Source organism: Pseudomonas sp. B21-056 (assembly GCF_026016325.1).
In the GTDB taxonomy this organism is placed as follows: Bacteria; Pseudomonadota; Gammaproteobacteria; order Pseudomonadales; family Pseudomonadaceae; genus Aquipseudomonas.
Genome location: NZ_CP087203.1, coordinates 156,052 through 174,277 on the forward strand (window position 1 = coordinate 156,052; position 18,226 = coordinate 174,277).

At 60.8% G+C, this 18,226-nt stretch carries 16 protein-coding genes and 1 tRNA gene; 13 read left to right on the plus strand and 4 right to left on the minus strand.

What is annotated here, in order from left to right:
- Nucleotides 1-140 precede the first annotated feature (140 nt).
- The 8 genes from LOY67_RS00740 to LOY67_RS00775 all read left to right on the plus strand — a co-directional run bounded on the left by LOY67_RS00740 (nucleotide 141) and on the right by LOY67_RS00775 (nucleotide 7,491).
- Nucleotides 141-1,454, plus strand: coding sequence for an MFS transporter (locus LOY67_RS00740; RefSeq protein ID WP_265065499.1), 1,314 nt, complete (start codon nucleotides 141-143; stop codon nucleotides 1,452-1,454).
- 523 nt (nucleotides 1,455-1,977) lie between these two features.
- Nucleotides 1,978-2,547: a hypothetical protein gene (locus LOY67_RS00745; RefSeq protein ID WP_265065500.1), complete on the plus strand. Its 570-nt coding sequence runs from the start codon at nucleotides 1,978-1,980 to the stop codon at nucleotides 2,545-2,547.
- A gap of 47 nt (nucleotides 2,548-2,594) precedes the next feature.
- On the plus strand, nucleotides 2,595-3,275 hold the full coding sequence (locus LOY67_RS00750) for a CsgG/HfaB family protein (protein ID WP_258629676.1): 681 nt from the start codon (nucleotides 2,595-2,597) through the stop codon (nucleotides 3,273-3,275).
- A 30-nt stretch (nucleotides 3,276-3,305) separates the two neighbouring features.
- Nucleotides 3,306-3,665: a DUF4810 domain-containing protein gene (locus LOY67_RS00755; protein ID WP_265065501.1), complete on the plus strand. Its 360-nt coding sequence runs from the start codon at nucleotides 3,306-3,308 to the stop codon at nucleotides 3,663-3,665.
- Nucleotides 3,662-4,315 carry a DUF799 domain-containing protein gene (locus tag LOY67_RS00760; RefSeq protein WP_265065502.1) on the plus strand — a complete coding sequence of 218 codons (654 nt, stop codon included), beginning with the start codon at nucleotides 3,662-3,664 and terminating at the stop codon, nucleotides 4,313-4,315. The genes LOY67_RS00755 and LOY67_RS00760 overlap by 4 nt, the downstream gene beginning before the upstream one ends.
- Before the next feature lie 147 nt (nucleotides 4,316-4,462).
- Nucleotides 4,463-6,142 carry a vWA domain-containing protein gene (locus tag LOY67_RS00765; protein WP_265065503.1) on the plus strand — a complete coding sequence of 560 codons (1,680 nt, stop codon included), beginning with the start codon at nucleotides 4,463-4,465 and terminating at the stop codon, nucleotides 6,140-6,142.
- A 162-nt stretch (nucleotides 6,143-6,304) separates the two neighbouring features.
- On the plus strand, nucleotides 6,305-6,877 hold the full coding sequence (locus tag LOY67_RS00770) for an RNA polymerase sigma factor (protein ID WP_265065504.1): 573 nt from the start codon (nucleotides 6,305-6,307) through the stop codon (nucleotides 6,875-6,877).
- Complete coding sequence (locus LOY67_RS00775) at nucleotides 6,874-7,491, plus strand: hypothetical protein (RefSeq protein WP_265065505.1); 618 nt, start codon at nucleotides 6,874-6,876, stop codon at nucleotides 7,489-7,491. Before LOY67_RS00770 ends, LOY67_RS00775 begins: the two co-directional genes overlap by 4 nt.
- Nucleotides 7,492-7,751: 260 nt before the next feature.
- On the opposite strand, the gene LOY67_RS00780 is transcribed toward LOY67_RS00775, so the two are convergent.
- Nucleotides 7,752-8,327 carry a hypothetical protein gene (locus LOY67_RS00780; RefSeq protein WP_265065506.1) on the minus strand — a complete coding sequence of 192 codons (576 nt, stop codon included), beginning with the start codon at nucleotides 8,325-8,327 and terminating at the stop codon, nucleotides 7,752-7,754.
- A 218-nt stretch (nucleotides 8,328-8,545) separates the two neighbouring features.
- Nucleotides 8,546-8,622 (minus strand) — tRNA-Arg (locus tag LOY67_RS00785).
- Between the two features lie 349 nt (nucleotides 8,623-8,971).
- On the opposite strand from LOY67_RS00785, the gene gabD reads away from it, so the two are divergent.
- The 3 genes from gabD (at nucleotide 8,972) to LOY67_RS00800 (ending at nucleotide 13,219) form a co-directional block, all read left to right on the plus strand.
- Nucleotides 8,972-10,414: an NADP-dependent succinate-semialdehyde dehydrogenase gene (gene gabD / locus LOY67_RS00790; protein WP_265065507.1), complete on the plus strand. Its 1,443-nt coding sequence runs from the start codon at nucleotides 8,972-8,974 to the stop codon at nucleotides 10,412-10,414.
- Nucleotides 10,415-10,589: 175 nt separating this feature from the next.
- The gene (gene gabT / locus LOY67_RS00795) at nucleotides 10,590-11,867 is read left to right on the plus strand and encodes a 4-aminobutyrate--2-oxoglutarate transaminase (protein ID WP_265065508.1); all 1,278 of its coding nucleotides are present in this window, start codon (nucleotides 10,590-10,592) and stop codon (nucleotides 11,865-11,867) included.
- A 134-nt stretch (nucleotides 11,868-12,001) separates the two neighbouring features.
- A complete protein-coding gene (locus LOY67_RS00800; RefSeq protein ID WP_265065509.1) occupies nucleotides 12,002-13,219 on the plus strand; it encodes a response regulator in 1,218 nt (405 codons plus the stop codon).
- Between the two features lie 128 nt (nucleotides 13,220-13,347).
- Here LOY67_RS00800 and LOY67_RS00805 read toward each other — a convergent pair whose 3' ends face one another.
- Nucleotides 13,348-14,337, minus strand: a complete 990-nt coding sequence (locus LOY67_RS00805; protein ID WP_265067676.1) for a GGDEF domain-containing protein — start codon at nucleotides 14,335-14,337, stop codon at nucleotides 13,348-13,350.
- Nucleotides 14,338-14,534: 197 nt separating this feature from the next.
- Nucleotides 14,535-15,719, minus strand: a complete 1,185-nt coding sequence (gene desA, locus LOY67_RS00810; protein WP_265065510.1) for a delta-9 fatty acid desaturase DesA — start codon at nucleotides 15,717-15,719, stop codon at nucleotides 14,535-14,537.
- Nucleotides 15,720-15,865: 146 nt separating this feature from the next.
- Between desA and dibA the strand changes: the two genes are divergently transcribed.
- Nucleotides 15,866-17,773: a phosphodiesterase DibA gene (gene dibA / locus LOY67_RS00815; RefSeq protein ID WP_265065511.1), complete on the plus strand. Its 1,908-nt coding sequence runs from the start codon at nucleotides 15,866-15,868 to the stop codon at nucleotides 17,771-17,773.
- 242 nt (nucleotides 17,774-18,015) lie between these two features.
- Nucleotides 18,016-18,198, plus strand: coding sequence for a sulfur starvation response protein OscA (gene oscA / locus LOY67_RS00820; protein WP_265065512.1), 183 nt, complete (start codon nucleotides 18,016-18,018; stop codon nucleotides 18,196-18,198).
- Nucleotides 18,199-18,226 lie beyond the last annotated feature (28 nt).

Consider the following 18,226-nt stretch of genomic DNA (forward strand, 5'->3'; position numbering starts at 1 on the left):
AGCTGGCGAAGCCTGCGATCTTTTGATTTTGATCTTCCGCTCTCGACTCAATCGGCAGTGGAAAGATCGCAGCCTCGTTGCACTCGACAGCTCCTACAAGGTGCGGCCCCGCCATTCAATAACCTGATATAAATCCGCCCATGACAGCCATCACCCATCTGCCAGGCGACCGGTTCAGCCGGTCCGACTACAAGACCCTGGGGCTTGCCGCCTTGGGTGGGGCGCTGGAGATCTACGATTTCATCATCTTCGTCTTCTTCGCCCTGACCCTCAGCCAGTTGTTCTTCCCACCGGAAATGCCCGACTGGCTGCGCCTGCTGCAAAGCTTCGGGATTTTCGCCACCGGCTATCTGGCGCGGCCACTGGGCGGCATCCTCATGGCGCACTTCGCTGATCGCCTGGGACGCAAGCGGGTATTCAGCCTGAGCATCCTGATGATGGCCTTGCCGTGCCTGCTCATCGGCGTGATGCCGACCTACGCGCAAATCGGCTACTTCGCACCGTTGCTGCTGTTGGCGCTGCGCATCCTGCAGGGCGCGGCGGTGGGCGGTGAGGTGCCGAGTGCCTGGGTGTTCGTGGCCGAACATGCACCGCTCCACCATCGCGGCTACGCCCTGGGCTTCCTCCAGGCAGGCCTGACCTTCGGCTACTTGCTCGGCGCGCTGACCGCCACGGCGCTGGCCCGTTTCTACACACCAGCGGAGATCCTCGATTACGCCTGGCGCTTGCCCTTCCTGCTGGGCGGGGTCTTTGGCGTCATCGGCGTCTGGTTGCGTCGTTGGCTCAGCGAAACACCGATCTTCATGGCCTTGCAAGCCAACCGTGATGGCGCTGCGGAACTGCCGCTGCGCACGGTGCTGCGGGACCATCGCCACGCCTTGCTGCCCGCCGCCATTCTGACCTGCGTGCTGACCTCCGCCGTGGTGGTGTTCGTGGTCATCACCCCGACCGTGATGCAGAAAAGCTTCGGCATGACGCCCGGCCAGACATTCGCCTTGAGCAGCCTGGGCATCGTTTTCCTGAACATCGGCTGCGTCCTGGCCGGCCTCATCGTCGACCGCATCGGCGCCTGGCGCACCGTCATGCTCTACAGCCTGCTGCTGCCCCTGGGCATCTCCGTGCTCTACGCCAGCCTGATCAACGGCGGCGCCTGGCTGGGCCTGGCCTACGCCGTGGCCGGCCTGGGTTGTGGCGTGGTCGGCGCGGTGCCTTCGGTGATGGTCAACCTGTTCCCGGCGAAGATTCGCGTGTCCGGCATCTCGTTCACCTACAACATCGCCTATGCGCTGTGGGCGAGTGTTACGCCGTTGTTGCTGATTGCGCTGGTGCCGTGGAGTCCGTGGGTGTGTGTGGGGTATTGCGTGGTGATGGGGGCGGTAGGCGTCGCGGCGGCGCTGTATTTTCCAGGGCGGAGTGTGAGCGCTTCGCGAGCCCCCCTGACCTGTGGTTCGTAGAGCGGCGAGGGAGCAACGCGTGTTTATCGTTACAAGGTGATCACGCGGCCTACCCAATCTGTTCACCGGATCGATAGAATGCCGACGATCAAAATGAAGGCACGGGCCAGCCATGCTTCATTTGGTCCGCGCTGTATCGCTTCGTCCCCGCCTTGGCTGAAGGAATAGTCCGATGAAACTGCGTCACCTGCTTGTCCCGATGGCTGCTCTCGTTACCTGTGCAAGCACCTTCGCGGCAACGCCTTCATTCGATATTGATGGTCGAGCCTGGTCCAGAGGACCTGGCCAAGACCAGCAAGGGAATGTTGACGTGCTCGGTTCAAGGCAGCGTGACCGAGGCCATGCTCAAGAGCAGCCGGCCTGACCTGATCAAGTAACAAGGAGCGGGCCAAGTCATTGTCAATGATGGCTTTGGCCCCCTGTTGTCTCCAGCAGTCTGCTGCGAAGCGACTTGATAACCCTTCGAAACCTCGTAAACTGCGGCCGCCGTTGTATCGCTACTTCTTCAGGGACGAATTCAGATATGCGCTTTCTCGCCACATTCCTGGCCCTCTGCCTTATGGCGGGCTGTGCCTCCAAGCCCGATTACTACATTTCCCCCGCGCCGGTAGCGATCCCCAAGACCGCCACCTATTGGATCGATACCTTCAACGTTGACGTCGTCGGCAAGAATGAGCGCTTTCTGCCCGACGAAACCGTTCGCGAGCAATTGAATGGCGACCTGGTCCTGCGCCTGCTCGATGCCAATCGCTATGCCTCCAGCCGGGAGACGGCCGATTATCTGCTGGATGTGAATACCGTTTATGCGCGCCGCATCCAGGACACCCAGGGCGGCTTCATGAACAAGATCGTCGCCGACGGTACATACCTTGCCAGCGTCGATTTCACCTATCAGGTCAAGGTGAAGAAGGCCGGCGCCGAGGTGTTGCACTTTGCCCAGGCCCGTGAGGGCCTGATGCTCAGAGGCCCGATAGGGATGAAAAGCATGCTGGGCGCGCTGACCAACAAGGGTAACTCCGATGTCGAGGGTTATTACACCAGTGCGTTGAGCGGCTTTATCGTCGATGACTTGCAGGCCATTCCGTCTCGTTGAATATTTTTGACCCCACGCAACGCTGATTCTTACCCCAGGAGTACCCCGTGAAGACATTGTTCAAAATTTTGCTGTCGGGCCTCGCCGCCGCGGCGTTGCTGACGGTGGCCGGTTGTGCCTCGGAAAGCTCTCGTGCGTTGCCGATCGAGAAAGTTGCCAGTGCCGGCGTCGTCTATTCCGGTGTGCGCGTGCCGATTGCCGTAGGCAAGTTCGATAACCGCTCCAGCTACATGCGTGGGATTTTCTCCGATGGTGTCGATCGTCTTGGCGGTCAGGCCAAAACCATCCTGATCACCCATTTGCAACAGACCAATCGCTTCAGCGTGCTGGACCGCGACAACATGAGTGAGATCTCCCAGGAGGCCGCGATCAAAGGCACCGCGCAAAAGCTCAAGGGTGCTGACTACGTAGTGACTGGCGACGTGACCGAATTCGGCCGTAAAGAGACCGGCGACCGTCAGCTATTCGGCATCCTCGGCCGTGGCAAGACCCAGGTGGCTTACGCCAAGGTCAATCTGAATATCGTCAACATCAGCACTTCCGAAGTGGTGTACTCCACCCAGGGCGCGGGTGAATACGCTCTGTCCAACCGTGAAGTGATCGGCTTCGGCGGCACCGCCAGCTATGACTCCACTCTCAATGGCAAGGTCCTGGACCTGGCCATGCGCGAGGCAATCAACCGCCTGGTGGACGGCATCAACGCCGGCGCCTGGAACCCGCGCAACTGATCAGCAGCATTTTCATGGAGCAGTACAAGGATGAGCAAGGCAGTGAAGTTGGCGTTGACGCTAACAGCAGTCGCGATGGTCGCGGGGTGCCAGACGGCGCCTGCGACTCTGTATCAATGGGAAAGCTACCAGCCGCAGGTTTACGAATACTTCAAAGGTGAGCCCAAGGAAGCGCAGGTCGAGGCATTGGAGCGTGATCTGCAAAAGATCAACGCCAGTGGCCGCAAGGCTCCGCCGGGCTACCATGCCCACTTGGGCATGCTGTACCTGAGCATGGGCAAGGATGACCAGATGGTGCAGGAGTTGCGCACCGAAAAGGCGCTGTTCCCTGAGTCCGCGACCTACATGGACATGCTGCTCAAGAACGCCAAGACCGGAGACGTCAAATGAGCCTTTTGAAATGGGCCGGCGCTCTGCTGGCCGTGGCGTTGCTGGCCGGTTGTGCAGCTCCCAAGACCATCGACTATTCGGCCTTCAAACAGGCTCGACCCAAGTCGATCCTGGTGTTGCCGCCGATCAACGAATCCCCTGAGGTACAGGCTTCCTATAGCCTGGTTTCCCAAGTGACCTACCCCTTGGCCGAAGCGGGTTACTACGTGCTGCCGATTGCCTTGGTGGATGAAACCTTTCGCCAGAACGGCCTGACAACACCGAACGATATCCAGGGCGTGGCCCCGGCCAAGCTGCATGATATTTTCGGCGCGGACGCGGCGCTGTACATCACCATCAGTGAATATGGTACCCGTTACATGCTGATCTCCAGTGAAACGGCGGTCACCGCTTCGGCCAAGCTGGTGGACCTGCGTAGCGGCACCACCTTGTGGACTGGCTCCGCTCGTGCATCCAGCGAGGAGGGCGGGAACAGCAACGCCGGTGGGCTGGTCGGCATGCTGATCACGGCGGCGGTCAAGCAAGTGATCAACAGCTCCACAGACGCGGGTCATCCAATTGCCGGTATTACCAGCGCACGGTTGCTGTCGGCCGGGCAACGCACCGGGATCCTGTATGGACCACGTTCGCCCAAGTACGGTTCGGATTGATCCACTTGTAGTCAAGCGCCTGGTCTCCTTCTGGATGGCCAGGCGTTGTTCTTCGGATCCTGTAAAAACTTTCCAACCATTAACCCGAACCGCACATCCCCCTCGTCTGAGCTTGTGAACGGATCATCCACTCACGAGGTTCAGCCCATGTCCCGTCCCCGTCCATTTCTTCGTCCTGCAGCCCAGGGCTTCACCGTGACCTTATTGGTGGCGCTGGCGGGTTGTGGGTTGTCTTCGTCTCGAGAGACTGCCAGAACCGCCGAACCCGCCGCAGCGGCCGCCAAGCCTGAACTGCAACGCGAGATCGCCCCCGCGCAGACTCAGGCCAAGCGCATGGCCGTGCCGGCGCCGGTTGGTTCGCTACTGGTGGCAAACGATGCCGCCGTTGCGGATTACCGCAGCGAGCCTCGGGAGCAATACGAAAAACTACCGGACAACCCCATCCACAGCGTGGCCGAAACGCCGGTCTCCACCTTCAGCGTGGATGTCGACACCGGCAGCTACGCCAATGTGCGACGTTTCCTCAACCAAGGCAGTCTGCCGCCCGAAGGCGCTGTGCGATTGGAGGAAATGGTCAACTATTTTCCCTACACCTACGCGCTGCCCACCGATGGCTCGCCCTTTGGCGTGACCACTGAAGTGGCGCCGTCGCCGTGGAACCCTCACACCCGCCTGTTGCGCATTGGCATCAAGGCTTCCGACCGCGCCGTGGCTGACCTGGCGCCGGCCAACCTGGTGTTCCTGGTGGATGTTTCCGGATCGATGGACCGTCGCGAAGGCCTGCCGCTGGTCAAGAGCACGCTGAAACTGCTGGTGGACCAGTTGCGCGATCAGGATCGGGTATCCCTGGTGGTCTATGCCGGTGAGTCGCGGGTGGTGCTCAAGCCGACTTCGGGTCGCGACAAGGTGAAAATCCGCAATGCCATTGATCAGCTCGACGCCGGAGGTTCCACCGCAGGCGCCTCGGGTATCGAACTGGCTTACCAGATGGCCCGGGAGAGCTTCATCGACAAAGGCATCAACCGCATCCTGCTGGCCACCGATGGCGACTTCAACGTCGGCGTCAGTGACTTCGACAGCCTCAAGCAAATGGCGGTTGACCAGCGCAAGAGTGGCGTGTCCCTCACGACCCTGGGTTTCGGTGTGGATAACTACAACGAACACCTGATGGAGCAACTGGCCGACGCCGGCGACGGCAACTACGCCTACATCGACAACCTGCTCGAAGCGCGCAAGGTGCTGGTGGACCAGCTCAGCTCGACCCTGGCGGTGGTGGCGCGGGATGTGAAGTTGCAGGTGGAATTCAACCCCGCTCAGGTCAGCGAGTATCGCCTGTTGGGTTATGAGAACCGCGCGCTGAAACGTGAGGATTTCAACAACGACAAGGTCGATGCCGGCGAAATCGGCGCCGGGCACACGGTGACGGCGCTGTATGAAATCGTGTCAAAAGGTGAGCAGGGCTGGCTGGAACCGCTGCGCTATGCCAGCACGCAACCCCAACCGGAAGGCAAGGCCGGCGAGCTGGCGATGTTGCGGGTACGCTACAAGCCCGCTGAAGGCGGCAGCAGCCGATTGCTCGAGCGTCCCATCGCCAGTGCACAGGGCGAAGGCAAGGCCAGCGATGACCTGCGTTTCTCGGCGGCGGTGGCGGCCTTTGCGCAGCAGCTCAAGGGCGAGGGGCGCTACACTGGGTCGATGAGCTTGAAGGACACCGCTCAGTTGGCCCGTTCTGCCCGGGGTAATGATCCGTTCGGATTACGTGCCGAGTTCGTGCAGATGGTCGAACTGGCGCAGAGCCTCAAGCCTGAGATCAAACACGGATCCTGAGTACATGGAGGATCCATGTGGGAGCGAGCCTGCTCGCGATAGCGGTTTTCCAGTCAGCATGTCTATCGACTGTTGCACCGCCTTCGCGAGCAGGCTCGCTCCCACAGTGGGACAGTGCTGTTTGCAGAATCGCATTTCAATTGGAAGGAGTCCGCCACCCAAATGCCCGCCCCGATTGACTCAGTCAGTGACGAATCGCTGCTGGCCCGCTACCGCAACGGTGATGGCGCCAGTTTTGAAATCCTGTATGCGCGGCATCGGCAGGGGCTTTATCGTTTCCTCGTGTCCTTGAGCAACAAGGCCGAGCTGGCCGAGGAAGTCTTTCAGGACACCTGGCTCAGCCTGATCCGCAGCAGCACCCAGCCACAAGGACGGGCGAGTTTTCGTACCTGGCTGTTCCAGATTGCCCGCAACCGCTTGATCGATCACTGGCGCAGGCACGGCGTGCACACCCCCTTGCATGACAGCTACGACGAACAGCTTCACGTCCAGCCTGACGAGTCCAGTGGCCCAGAGCAACAACTGAGCCTGAGCCGCGATCAGGGCCGCCTGGAGGCCGCGTTGCAGGCCTTGCCCGAAGACCAGCGAGAAGTCTTCCTGCTGCGCCTGCACGGTGACCTGGAACTGCCACAGATCGCCGCCCTGACCGGCGTCCCGCTGGAAACAGTAAAGAGCCGCTTGCGTTACGCCCAGCAGAAGTTGCATCGGCTGCTGGCCGAGGAGGTACCCGCATGATTGATTCCCGACAGACCCCGGATCCCACTGATGAAGCGCTGATCGAGCATTTCCGCCAACACGCCGGCGGCGAGCCCCCCGCCTCCCTGGACGCCTTCATCCTCGCTACCGCCCACCGCGAGGCGCCGGCGCCCAGGCCGGGCCTGTGGCAACGTTGGCTGCAGGCTTGCCAACGGCCGCGCTGGCAAGTGGCGTTCGCCACGGTGGCGGGTGTTGCGCTGATGATTAGCCTGGTGCTGCGCTCGCCGGTGCCGAAGGACGACTTGGTTGCACCGGCATCACTGGATTATTCCGCTGCCCGACAGGAGCTCGCCGTTGCCCCCTCTCCGGCAGCCCCTGCTGCCCCGGCACCATTGGCGCGCATGGCGGCGCCAATGGGCGAACTGAGCCAGGCCCCGGAGAAGCCTGTGCAAGTCCAGGCAGATGAACCCATGGCGAAAAAGAGCAAATCTGTGCCCGCCGCACCGCCTTCGCTGGAGCAGGAGCTGCTGGAAATCCTGCGGTTGCGCCAGGCGGGGGAGGCCAAGGCGGCGGATGAGAAGCTGCTTACGCTGCACAAGCGCTTTCCCAAGGAGGATTTGCCGGCGCGGCTGGAGGCGTTGCGCAAGCGTTGAGTGAACCAAGCGCTGGAGTCCGATTTTCGTGTAATAGGTTCAAGACTCCAGCCGACGGACGTTACCGACGTCACATTGACGTGTTGTTCAATTTTGATTAGCCTGAGCGCGTCTGGATATATACGGAGCTTGGGCCATATAAGGCCTAGGTGTTCAGATGCCGCCACAGGTTCTCGGCCGTGCCGGTTGAAGGGGTTATCCCTAAGGGCATCCGCGAAACCCTCCTTCGATTCCCTCGTTGGAGGGTTTGCTTTTTCTGGCTACTGACGGCGTCTATTACGTTGGAGGCCATTGCCCGTAGGTGCCTTGATCGATTCACCCCGCGACTTTTTCAAAAAAAGCTTCCAGGCCGTGATTTTGTCGGACTTTTTGAAGTTCACTGGTTCATTATCCGCTTCCTCATCTCGAACATATGCGCTCTCGATGAAGAGTCGTAAAGAGTTGCGTGCGTCGCCTCTCCTCACGTTGAAAAAAATCTCGTACTTGGTGTCCTTGGCATAGCCTGGCAGGATTTCGCCGATCTCGAATGTCAGGAAATTTTCCTTGCCAGTGAAGAAGCATCGACGGTCGCGAAGCGTCGTTACGATACTTGGCAGGAGGAAGGATAGGGCATGTCGGTCCTGCTTGAATTCACGCCTGATTTCCCGATGGTCGATCACCAAACGCTCGTATCCTGCTGATTGGAAATCGATTTCCTCATTTTTCCTGGGGCCTCGACTGATGCAGTGGGAGCTGTATTCCAGTTCTATGGTCAAGGTTACGGCTGGCTGACCGTTGGCAGCAGGGAATGTTGAAGCTGAACGGGCGAAGATGATCCAGAAGCCAGCAAACCCCATCGATCTCTATATGTTTCTTGTCCTGATGGTCTTTCCAATACTTCTCTTGCATAGCTCCGAGTAACGCTCCAGCGTTTCTGAATCATGGGCCATACAAGGCATGTACGGTGTGAAGCTACCGGATATACAACGAGGTACAGCCAGAAACAAGAAAACCCGCACTGGGCGGGCTTCTTGAGATGTTTCATGGAATGTCTGAGACAACTCCAGAGACTATATGGCGCACCAGGCGGGATTCGAACCCACGACCCCTGCCTTCGGAGGGCAGTACTCTATCCAGCTGAGCTACTGGTGCAACGCGGCGCCATGATACTCATATGCACGCCGGGCGTCCATGCTGCTGATTTGCCGTTGTTTTCCAGGCTTTGGGCATACGTTGGCTACGCTGATCAGAAAAAACGGTCAATTTCGTCTTTTTCGTTCTTTTTTTCGAACAGCCTATTGTCCTTCACCCCCATCGGCCCTAGGATTCGTTTGAGATTTCAAACGCTCTTGTCTGGGTGCTGAACCGCACGTCTATGCTTGTTGTGCGTTATTTCTGTGCTTCAGCCCGGTGAATGATTTCCCTGACGGCAGCCCATAAGGCGCCTTTCTACAACTCTAATTCGCTCCGCGTGCGCGCGGTGCTGTTAAGGAAAGCCGACATGCAGCTTAAAGACACCCAGTTGTTCCGCCAGCAAGCCTTTATCGATGGCGCTTGGGTCGATGCGGACAATGGTCAGACGATCAAGGTCACCAACCCGGCAACGGGCGAAGTGTTGGGTACCGTGCCGAAAATGGGCGCTGCCGAAACCCGTCGTGCGATTGAAGCCGCCGACAAGGCGCTGCCGGCCTGGCGTGCGCTGACCGCCAAGGAGCGCGCCAACAAGCTGCGTCGCTGGTACGAATTGCTGATCGAGAACCAGGACGACCTCGGTCGTCTGATGACCCTGGAACAGGGCAAGCCACTGGCCGAAGCCAAGGGCGAGATCGTCTATGCCGCGTCGTTCATCGAGTGGTTCGCCGAAGAAGCCAAGCGCGTCTACGGTGACGTGATTCCCGGCCACCAGCCCGACAAGCGCCTGATCGTGATCAAGCAGCCGATCGGTGTGACCGCCGCCATTACCCCGTGGAACTTCCCGGCCGCGATGATCACCCGCAAGGCCGGTCCAGCCCTGGCCGCCGGTTGCACCATGGTCATCAAGCCGGCCTCGCAAACGCCGTTCTCGGCCCTGGCCCTGGTGGAACTGGCGCACCGTGCCGGTATTCCGCAAGGCGTGCTGAGCGTGGTCACCGGCAGTGCCGGCGACATCGGCGGCGAGCTGACCAGCAACCCGATCGTGCGCAAGCTGTCCTTCACCGGTTCGACCGAAATCGGTCGCCAGTTGATGGCCGAATGCGCCAAGGACATCAAGAAAGTCTCCCTGGAACTGGGCGGCAACGCACCGTTCATCGTGTTCGACGATGCGGACCTGGATAAAGCCGTCGAAGGCGCGATCATTTCCAAATACCGCAACAACGGCCAGACCTGCGTCTGCGCCAACCGCCTGTACATCCAGGATTCGGTGTACGACGCGTTCGCGGAAAAACTCAAGGCGGCAGTGGCCAAGCTCAAGATCGGCAACGGTCTGGAAGACGGCACCACCACCGGTCCGCTGATCGACGAGAAGGCCGTCGCCAAGGTCCAGGAACACATCGCCGATGCCGTGGGCAAAGGCGCGACCGTACTGGCCGGTGGCAAGCCGATGCAAGGCAACTTCTTCGAGCCAACCATCCTGACCAACGTCCCGAAAACCGCCGCCGTGGCGAAGGAAGAGACCTTCGGTCCGCTGGCGCCGCTGTTCCGCTTCAAAGACGAAGCTGAAGTGATCGCGATGTCCAACGACACCGAGTTTGGCCTGGCCTCGTACTTCTATGCCCGCGATCTGGGCCGCGTATTCCGCGTGGCCGAGGCCCTGGAATACGGCATGGTCGGCGTCAACACCGGGTTGATCTCCAACGAAGTCGCGCCGTTCGGCGGCATCAAGGCTTCGGGCCTGGGCCGTGAGGGTTCCAAGTACGGCATCGAGGACTACCTGGAAATCAAATACCTCTGCCTGGGTATCTGATCCTGCTGCAAGCGCAAAGGGCACGAGAGCGCTGTCCCTTTGCGCCGTTTCAAACTGCACTTTTCTCTGCGGCCGGGAACGCCGTGGCAGTCGATCATCGCATGCTGCCGCCGTTGACTCCCCGCCGTGTAATCCTTGAACCACGCCGACCGATGAGCGGCGAATGAGGACTGTAATGAGCAAGACTAACGCTGACCTGATGGCCCGTCGTACCGCTGCCGTTCCACGTGGCGTCGGCCAGATTCACCCGATCTTCGCCGAGTCGGCGAAGAACGCCACGGTGACCGACGTCGAAGGCCGTGAATTCATCGACTTCGCCGGCGGTATCGCCGTGCTGAACACCGGCCACGTGCACCCGAAAATCATCGCCGCCGTGACCGAGCAACTGAACAAGCTGACCCACACCTGCTTCCAGGTCCTGGCCTATGAGCCATACGTGGAACTGTGCGAAAAAATCAACGCCAAGGTACCTGGCGATTTCGCCAAGAAAACCCTGCTGGTGACCACCGGTTCCGAAGCGGTGGAAAACGCCGTGAAGATCGCCCGTGCCGCCACCGGCCGCGCCGGTGTAATCGCCTTCACCGGCGCCTACCACGGTCGCACCATGATGACCCTGGGCCTGACCGGCAAGGTCGTGCCGTACTCGGCCGGCATGGGCCTGATGCCTGGCGGTATCTTCCGTGCGCTGTACCCGAACGAACTGCACGGCGTGAGCATCGACGACTCCATCGCCAGCATCGAGCGCATCTTCAAGAACGACGCCGAGCCACGTGACATCGCGGCCATCATCATCGAGCCGGTACAGGGCGAGGGTGGTTTCTATGTGGCGCCGAAGGAGTTCATGAAGCGCCTGCGCACCCTGTGCGACCAGCACGGCATTCTGTTGATCGCCGACGAAGTGCAGACCGGCGCAGGCCGTACCGGCACCTTCTTCGCCATGGAGCAGATGGGTGTTGCTGCCGACCTGACCACCTTCGCCAAATCCATCGCGGGCGGCTTCCCGCTGGCCGGAGTCTGTGGCAAGGCCGAGTACATGGACGCCATCGCACCGGGTGGCCTGGGTGGCACCTACGCTGGTAGCCCGATTGCTTGCGCGGCTGCGCTGGCGGTGATGGAAGTGTTCGAAGAAGAGCACCTGCTGGACCGCTGCAAGGCTGTGGGCGAGCGTCTGGTCAGTGGCCTCAAGGCCATCCAGAAGAAGTACCCGGTGATCGGCGAAGTCCGTGCCCTGGGCGCGATGATCGCCGTGGAGTTGTTTGAAAACGGCGACTCCCATAAGCCGAACGCCGCAGCGGTCGCCCAGGTTGTGGCGAAGGCCCGCGACAAGGGTCTGATCCTGTTGTCCTGCGGCACTTATGGCAACGTCCTGCGGGTGCTGGTGCCGTTGACCTCGCCGGACGAGCAATTGGACAAGGGCCTGGCAATCATCGAAGAGTGCTTCTCCGAGCTTTGACGCTGTGAGCTGATCCACAAAAAACCCGCTTTTTAGCGGGTTTTTTCATGTTCGGACACCTATCCTGAGGGTTCGAGCTGTCTGCAACGGCGGCCATTGTCTAAGGTGCAGGTATTGCAAGGGAGCGATGCCGCATGACTGCTGTGGATTTACCCGCTGTACCCCGCGTGTTGATCGCCGAGGCCGACCCGGCGTCCCGTGAGCTGCTGGAACAGGTGTTGTCGGGCCTGCGCTGCGATGCGCGGGTGGACACGTGTGGCGAGGGCAAGCAGGCGCTGGAGTTGCTGGCGCATCATCCTTACGACCTGGTGATTGCCGATTGGGAGCTGCCGGGTGTCGATGGCCTGAGTATTCTGCGCGGCCTTCGCCATCAGCACCGCACCCCGCCGTTGCCCTTCATCCTGATGAGTCGACGCAATGACAGCGCTAGCGTACGTGAGGTGTTGCCACTGGCGCCGGCCGCTTATCTGACCAAACCCTTGAACCGGGAAAGCCTGACCCAGCGTCTGCAAGGCTTGCTGTTGAGTGGCACTGAAGAAGCCGCCAGCGACGTACCGACGCCTGGGCCCGCGTTGACCCTGGCGGCGTTCCTTGAGCGTCGGCGCGACCTGTCCGAAGGCGCGCCGCTGATGACCGATGTGCAAGTGGCGGTCAAGCGCAGCCTCAACCCCAGCGGCCTGGACCTGAAATTGCTGGAAGAGGAAATCCGCACCGATCCGCAGATCACCGCCGTGCTGATCGCTGCGGCCAACAGCGCCGCCCAGCATCAGGGTGGCGGTCCGGTGCAGACCGTGGCCCAGGCGCTGCACCAGCTCGGCACCGGGCAGAGCATGAACCTGATCCTCGGGCTGACCCTCAAGCGCTGTGCCCGGCTCACTGACCCCTGCCTGGCGGACTATGCCGAGCGTTACTGGCTGTTATCGCTGCACACCGCCGAATACGCCCGGGCGATGGCCCGTTTGCTGGATCTGGAGCAGGAGCGCTGCTATTGCGCCGGGCTGCTGCATCGCTTGGGTGAATTGGCGGTGCTGCGTTGCCTGGAAGAATGGAAGCGGGCCGAGGGCGAACTGGATGAATTGGAGGAAGTGGGGAACACCCTGGAGGAGTATGGCGCCGGTTTCGGCTCGGCGCTGCGTACCCGCTGGCGCTTGCCGCTGGAGCTGCGGGAGTTGATTGCGGCGGTCTACGGCCTCGGTGGCGGGGTGTACTCCCGCGAGGCCCTGGTGATGAACATGGCGGCGCAAATGGCTCACCTGACCGAGCATGAAGGGCTTGAGGAACTGGCCCGGGGGCGCACGGCGCGTCTGCTGAAGATCGGGTTGCCGGAACTGATGCGCTTGCGCAGGAAGTAAAACCACCGACTTACCATTGTGGGAGCGAGCCTGCTCGCGAAAGCGGTCTGACAGTCACTGCATCGCCGGATGTAAGATTGCTTTCGCGAGCAGGCTCGCTCCCACAGGGGCTTTGTGCAACAAGTCGATCAGCCGACGATGATCCGATTCTTGCCCTGGCGCTTGGCCTCATACATGGCGGCATCGGCGCGGGAGAACAGGCTGTCGAGGGTCTGGTCTTCTTCGGTGATGCTGGTCAGGCCCTGGCTGACGGTGATACCGAAACCCTGCTCCCCACTGCGGAAGGTCAGGCGCTGGATCTCCCGTTGCAGGCGCTCGGCCACTTGCATCGCCATGTCCGGGGCACAGCCGGGGAATACGGCGGCAAACTCTTCGCCACCGATCCGTCCGAACAGGTCACCGCGCCGGAGCACGGTCCGCCCGCTTTCGGCGATTTTCTGCAGCACGCTATCGCCTTCCTGATGACCATAGGTGTCGTTGATCACCTTGAAGTCATCGATGTCCAGCAACAGGAAAGCCATGGGCGTTCCCTGCAATCGTGCCTGCTCGAATTCGCGGTGGGCGCATTCGAAGAAGTGGCGGCGATTGCTGCTCTGGGTCAGTACGTCGGTGGTCGCCAGTCGTTGCAGTTCGCTTTCCAGCAGCTTCTTTTCGGTGATGTCTTCGGCGATCCCCACCACAATCACCGGTTGCCCCGATTCGGCCTGGCGGTTGATGAAGCATTTGTCGCTCAGCCAGCGGATCTGGCCATCGGCGGCGATGATGCGGTACTCACGATCCTCCACGGCACCTTTGACCAGCACGTCGGCGAGGCTGCGCTCGGCATAGTCCAGGTCGTCGGGGTAGATTGCGTCACGCCACTCGTTGAAGTCGGCCAGTACCAGGCCGACGGGCCGGCCGAAGATCCGCTCGTAGGCGGGGCTGACGTAGAGCAGTTGCCGGGTTTCCCAGTTGAACGCCCAGAGCACCGCGTTGACGCTGACCAGCAACGAGCTGAAAAGCTGCTCACGTTCGCTCAGGCGCGCCACTTCGCCCTGGGCGTGCATCAGCGCCATCAGCGTCTGGGCCGCCTCGGGCCAATGCGGTTGGGTTGAATCCTGCAGGTTCTTGTCGACCATCGGCACAAATCTCAAAGAGCGTGCACTGTTGAAGGTTCGCACGCGCTTGCTCCAAAGCCCGCCTGGATGGCGAAGTGCTCTTGAGATAGGGGATTCGGAGTGAAGTTCCTTTTCAGGCGACGAAGGGCGGATTGCCGGAGCCAAATCTGTGGATCGTGCAGGAAAGGAAAACCCCGCCGAATGGCGGGGTCTGGTTATCAAGCCGTAGCCGGCCGCAACGAGTAAGTCTTGAGCTGGTCGGCAAAGTCCCGCAGGGACTGGATGCCGCTGACCTCGGCGTCGTGGACCCATTCCTTGATGGCAGCGAGCATGTCGTGGCCGTTGCTGCTGGTCTTGGCCCAGATCTGCTGCAGAGCCAGGCGTTTTTCGTAGATCACCTTCAGTGCCTGGCTGTGTTCCAGCATGTTCTGGATGCGCAGGTGATGACGGTCATCCAGCAGGCTGGTTTCCCGCGACAGCAGGCGTTTGGCCCGGTGGAACTGGTGGCGCACCGAATGATCGACCTTTTCCAGCTCCTGCTTGACCAGCGGGGCGATCACCAGCCTGCGGTATTGGGCCATGATCTGGAACCGGTTGTTGAGGATCGCGATGGCGGTGTCCATGTCCAGATGACCCTTGCCTTCGATCCGGTGGGCGATCGGCGCGACCCGCTGGACCTTGGCCAGGCGCAGGAAGCGGAACACCTGGATCCAGGCCCAGCCCAGGTCGAACTCCCATTTGCGTACCGACAGCTTGGCCGAATTAGGGTAGGTGTGATGGTTGTTGTGCAGCTCTTCGCCACCGATCAGGATGCCCCAGGGCACCAGGTTGGTCGCCGCGTCACGGCACTCGAAGTTGCGATAGCCCACGGCATGGCCCAGGCCATTGACCACGCCGGCGGCCCAGACCGGGATCCACATCATCTGGATGGCCCAGATGGTGATGCCGATGGTGCCGAACAGCAGCAGGTCGATGACGCCCATGATCGCCACGCCCAAAAGCGGGAAGCGGCTATAGAGGGTGCGTTCGATCCAGTCTTCGGGGCAGTTCTTGCCGTAGATGCGCAGGGTTTCCGGATTTTCCGCTTCGGCGCGGTACAGCTCGGCGCCTTTGCGCAGCACGGTGGACAGGCCTTTGACGACCGGGCTGTGGGGATCGTCGACGGTTTCGCATTTGGCGTGATGCTTGCGGTGGATGGCGGTCCACTCGCGGGTGTTCTGCCCGGTGGTCAGCCACAGCCAGAAGCGGAAGAAATGTTTGAGGCCAGCGTTGAGCTCCAGGGAGCGGTGCGCCGAATAACGGTGCAGGTAGACCGTGACACTGATGATCGTGACATGGGTCATCAGCAGGGTGACCGCCACCAGTGACCAAGGCGACAAGCCAAGAAAACCTTCGTACCACATAGGCTGTAGGGCCCTCGATAAAGATAGAAACAGCCGTTGCATTATCACCAGCCCTACAGATAAAACCAGTCGGCCTTTCAGATAAGAGTGGCAGGATGTTTCTTCCTCTATAATCCCGGCCTCTTTGTAGGGACATGGACGACCGAATGACTGCCCATCACCGCATCGCCCTGCGCGAAGCGCTGCTTTACCTCGTGCTGTCAGTCGCCTGGCTGCAGCTGGCTGGTTATTTATTAAGCAATTTCTTCGATCAATCCGCTGACAGGCAGCGCTGGCAACTGATCAACGGCTATGCCTGGATGCTGATCAGCGCCGGGTTGATCTTCATGGCGCGGATGCGGATGTCCCGGTCGCTTGGTGAAGGCAAGCACCTGGCCGATCGCGAGCGCCTGCGCCAGGCCGCTGCGGTCTTCGATTGCACCCGCGAAGGGGTGCTGGTGACGGATCGCAGCGGCCTGATCGTGCATGTTAACCGGGCCTTCATGGCGATCACCGGTTATGGTCGGGACGAGGTGTTGGGCCAGCGCCCCAATCTGTTCAAATCCGGCCGCCACGGGGCGGATTTCTACCGCGACATGTTTGCCTCCCTGAGCGGACGGGGTGAATGGAGCGGTGAAATCTGGAATCGGCGCAAGAGTGGTGAGATCTACCCGCAATGGCAGACGATCCGGGCGCTCGTCGACGACAACGGCCAGGTCAATCAGTACGTCGCGGTGTTCTCCGACATCAGTGCGATCAAGGATTCGCAACACGAACTCGCACACCTGGCCCATCACGATCCGCTGACCGGCTTGCCCAACCGCGTGCTGTTTTCCGACCGTGCGGAGCAGGCCCTGGCCTCGGCACAGCTTCACAAGCGCGGTTGTGCCCTGCTGCTGGTGGACCTGGACCACTTCAAGAACATCAATGACAGCCTCGGACATGCGGTTGGCGACGAGCTGCTCAAGGGCGTGGCCGAGCGGTTCCAGGCGCTCTTCGCGCCGGGCGTGACCCTGGCTCGCCTGGGTGGCGACGAATTCGCCGTGTTGATGGAAAACTGCTCCCAGCCCGGGCAGGCAGCGGTCCAGGCCCAGCGTATTCTCGACGTGCTGAAAGAGCCGTTGCGGTTCGACGGTCGGGCCTTGTTCATCAACGCCAGCATCGGCATCAGCCTGTTTCCCGGCGATGCACTCAGCGCCGGGCAATTGTTGCGTAATGCTGACTCGGCCCTGTTCAAGGCCAAGAGCGCCGGCCGCGACAGTTACGCCTTGTACACCGAAGAGCTGACCGCCCACGCTCAACAACGGGTCGAGATTGCCTTCGAACTGCGTCGCGCCCTGGCCCAGCAGGAACTGCGAGTCCATTACCAGCCGGTGCACGACCTGGCGTCCAGCCGCCTGATCGGTGTCGAAGCGCTGGTGCGCTGGGAACATCCTGTGCGTGGTTTGATCTCGCCGGCCGAATTCATCCCCGTCGCCGAGCGCACCGGGTTGATCGCCCAGATCGATGGTTGGGTCATGGCCCAGGCCTGCCGACAGATGTGCCAGTGGCAACAGGCCGGGATTGCGTTGACGTTCGTCGCGGTGAACGTTTCCAGCCGATTGTTCGCCCACCGTGCGTTGTACGAGCAGGTCGCCCAGGTACTGCATGAAACCGGTCTGGATCCGGCGCTCCTGGAGCTGGAAGTGACCGAAAGCGCGGTGATGGCGGACCCGGAAGTGGCGTTGGAGCAGATGCATCGTTTGCGGGAATTGGGTGTGCGGCTGGCGATCGATGACTTCGGCACCGGCTATTCATCGTTGCTGCGGCTCAAACGCCTACCGGTGCAAAAGCTTAAGATCGACCAGGGTTTCGTCGCCGGGCTGCCGTGGGACGAGGACGACGCGGCGATCGTCCGGGTGATCATCGCCCTGGCCCGCAGCATGGGCATGCAGGTGCATGCCGAAGGCATCGAACAGCGCGAGCAGGCGGGATTTTTGCTCGAACAGGCTTGTGAGCTGGGACAGGGCTACTGGTTCGGCCGGCCGGTGCCGGCGCAGCTGCTGGATTGGGAGCGGGCACCAGCCATCACCTGACAGACAAAAAAACTGTGGGAGCGAGTCTGCTCGCGATGCGGTCTGCCAGAGACAAAAATGTTGACTGTCCCACCGCTATCGCGAGCAGGCTCGCTCCCACAGGGTGTGTGGGTGTTGGTTGGTTTTTGGTTATATAAAAATTCTTAAATAGTCTTTTTAAGAATATCTGCGCTTATCTAGTATTGCTCCCACGCCGCAAGCAGTGCCGCCCACTGCCAGGCATTCATTCAAGGAGCAGCAGCATGAGCGCATCCCTACGTAGCGTTGACGGCCAGGACGAAGCAACCATCATGCGCGAGATCCAGAGCGCGTTGCGCGATCTGCGTTTCGGCGCGGTGGAAATCACCGTGCACAACGCACAGGTGGTCCAGATCGAACGCAAGGAAAAATTCCGCCTGCAGCAGCCAGGCCATAAGCCGGGCTGAGGATCAAGAGATCGCAGCTCGCGGCAGT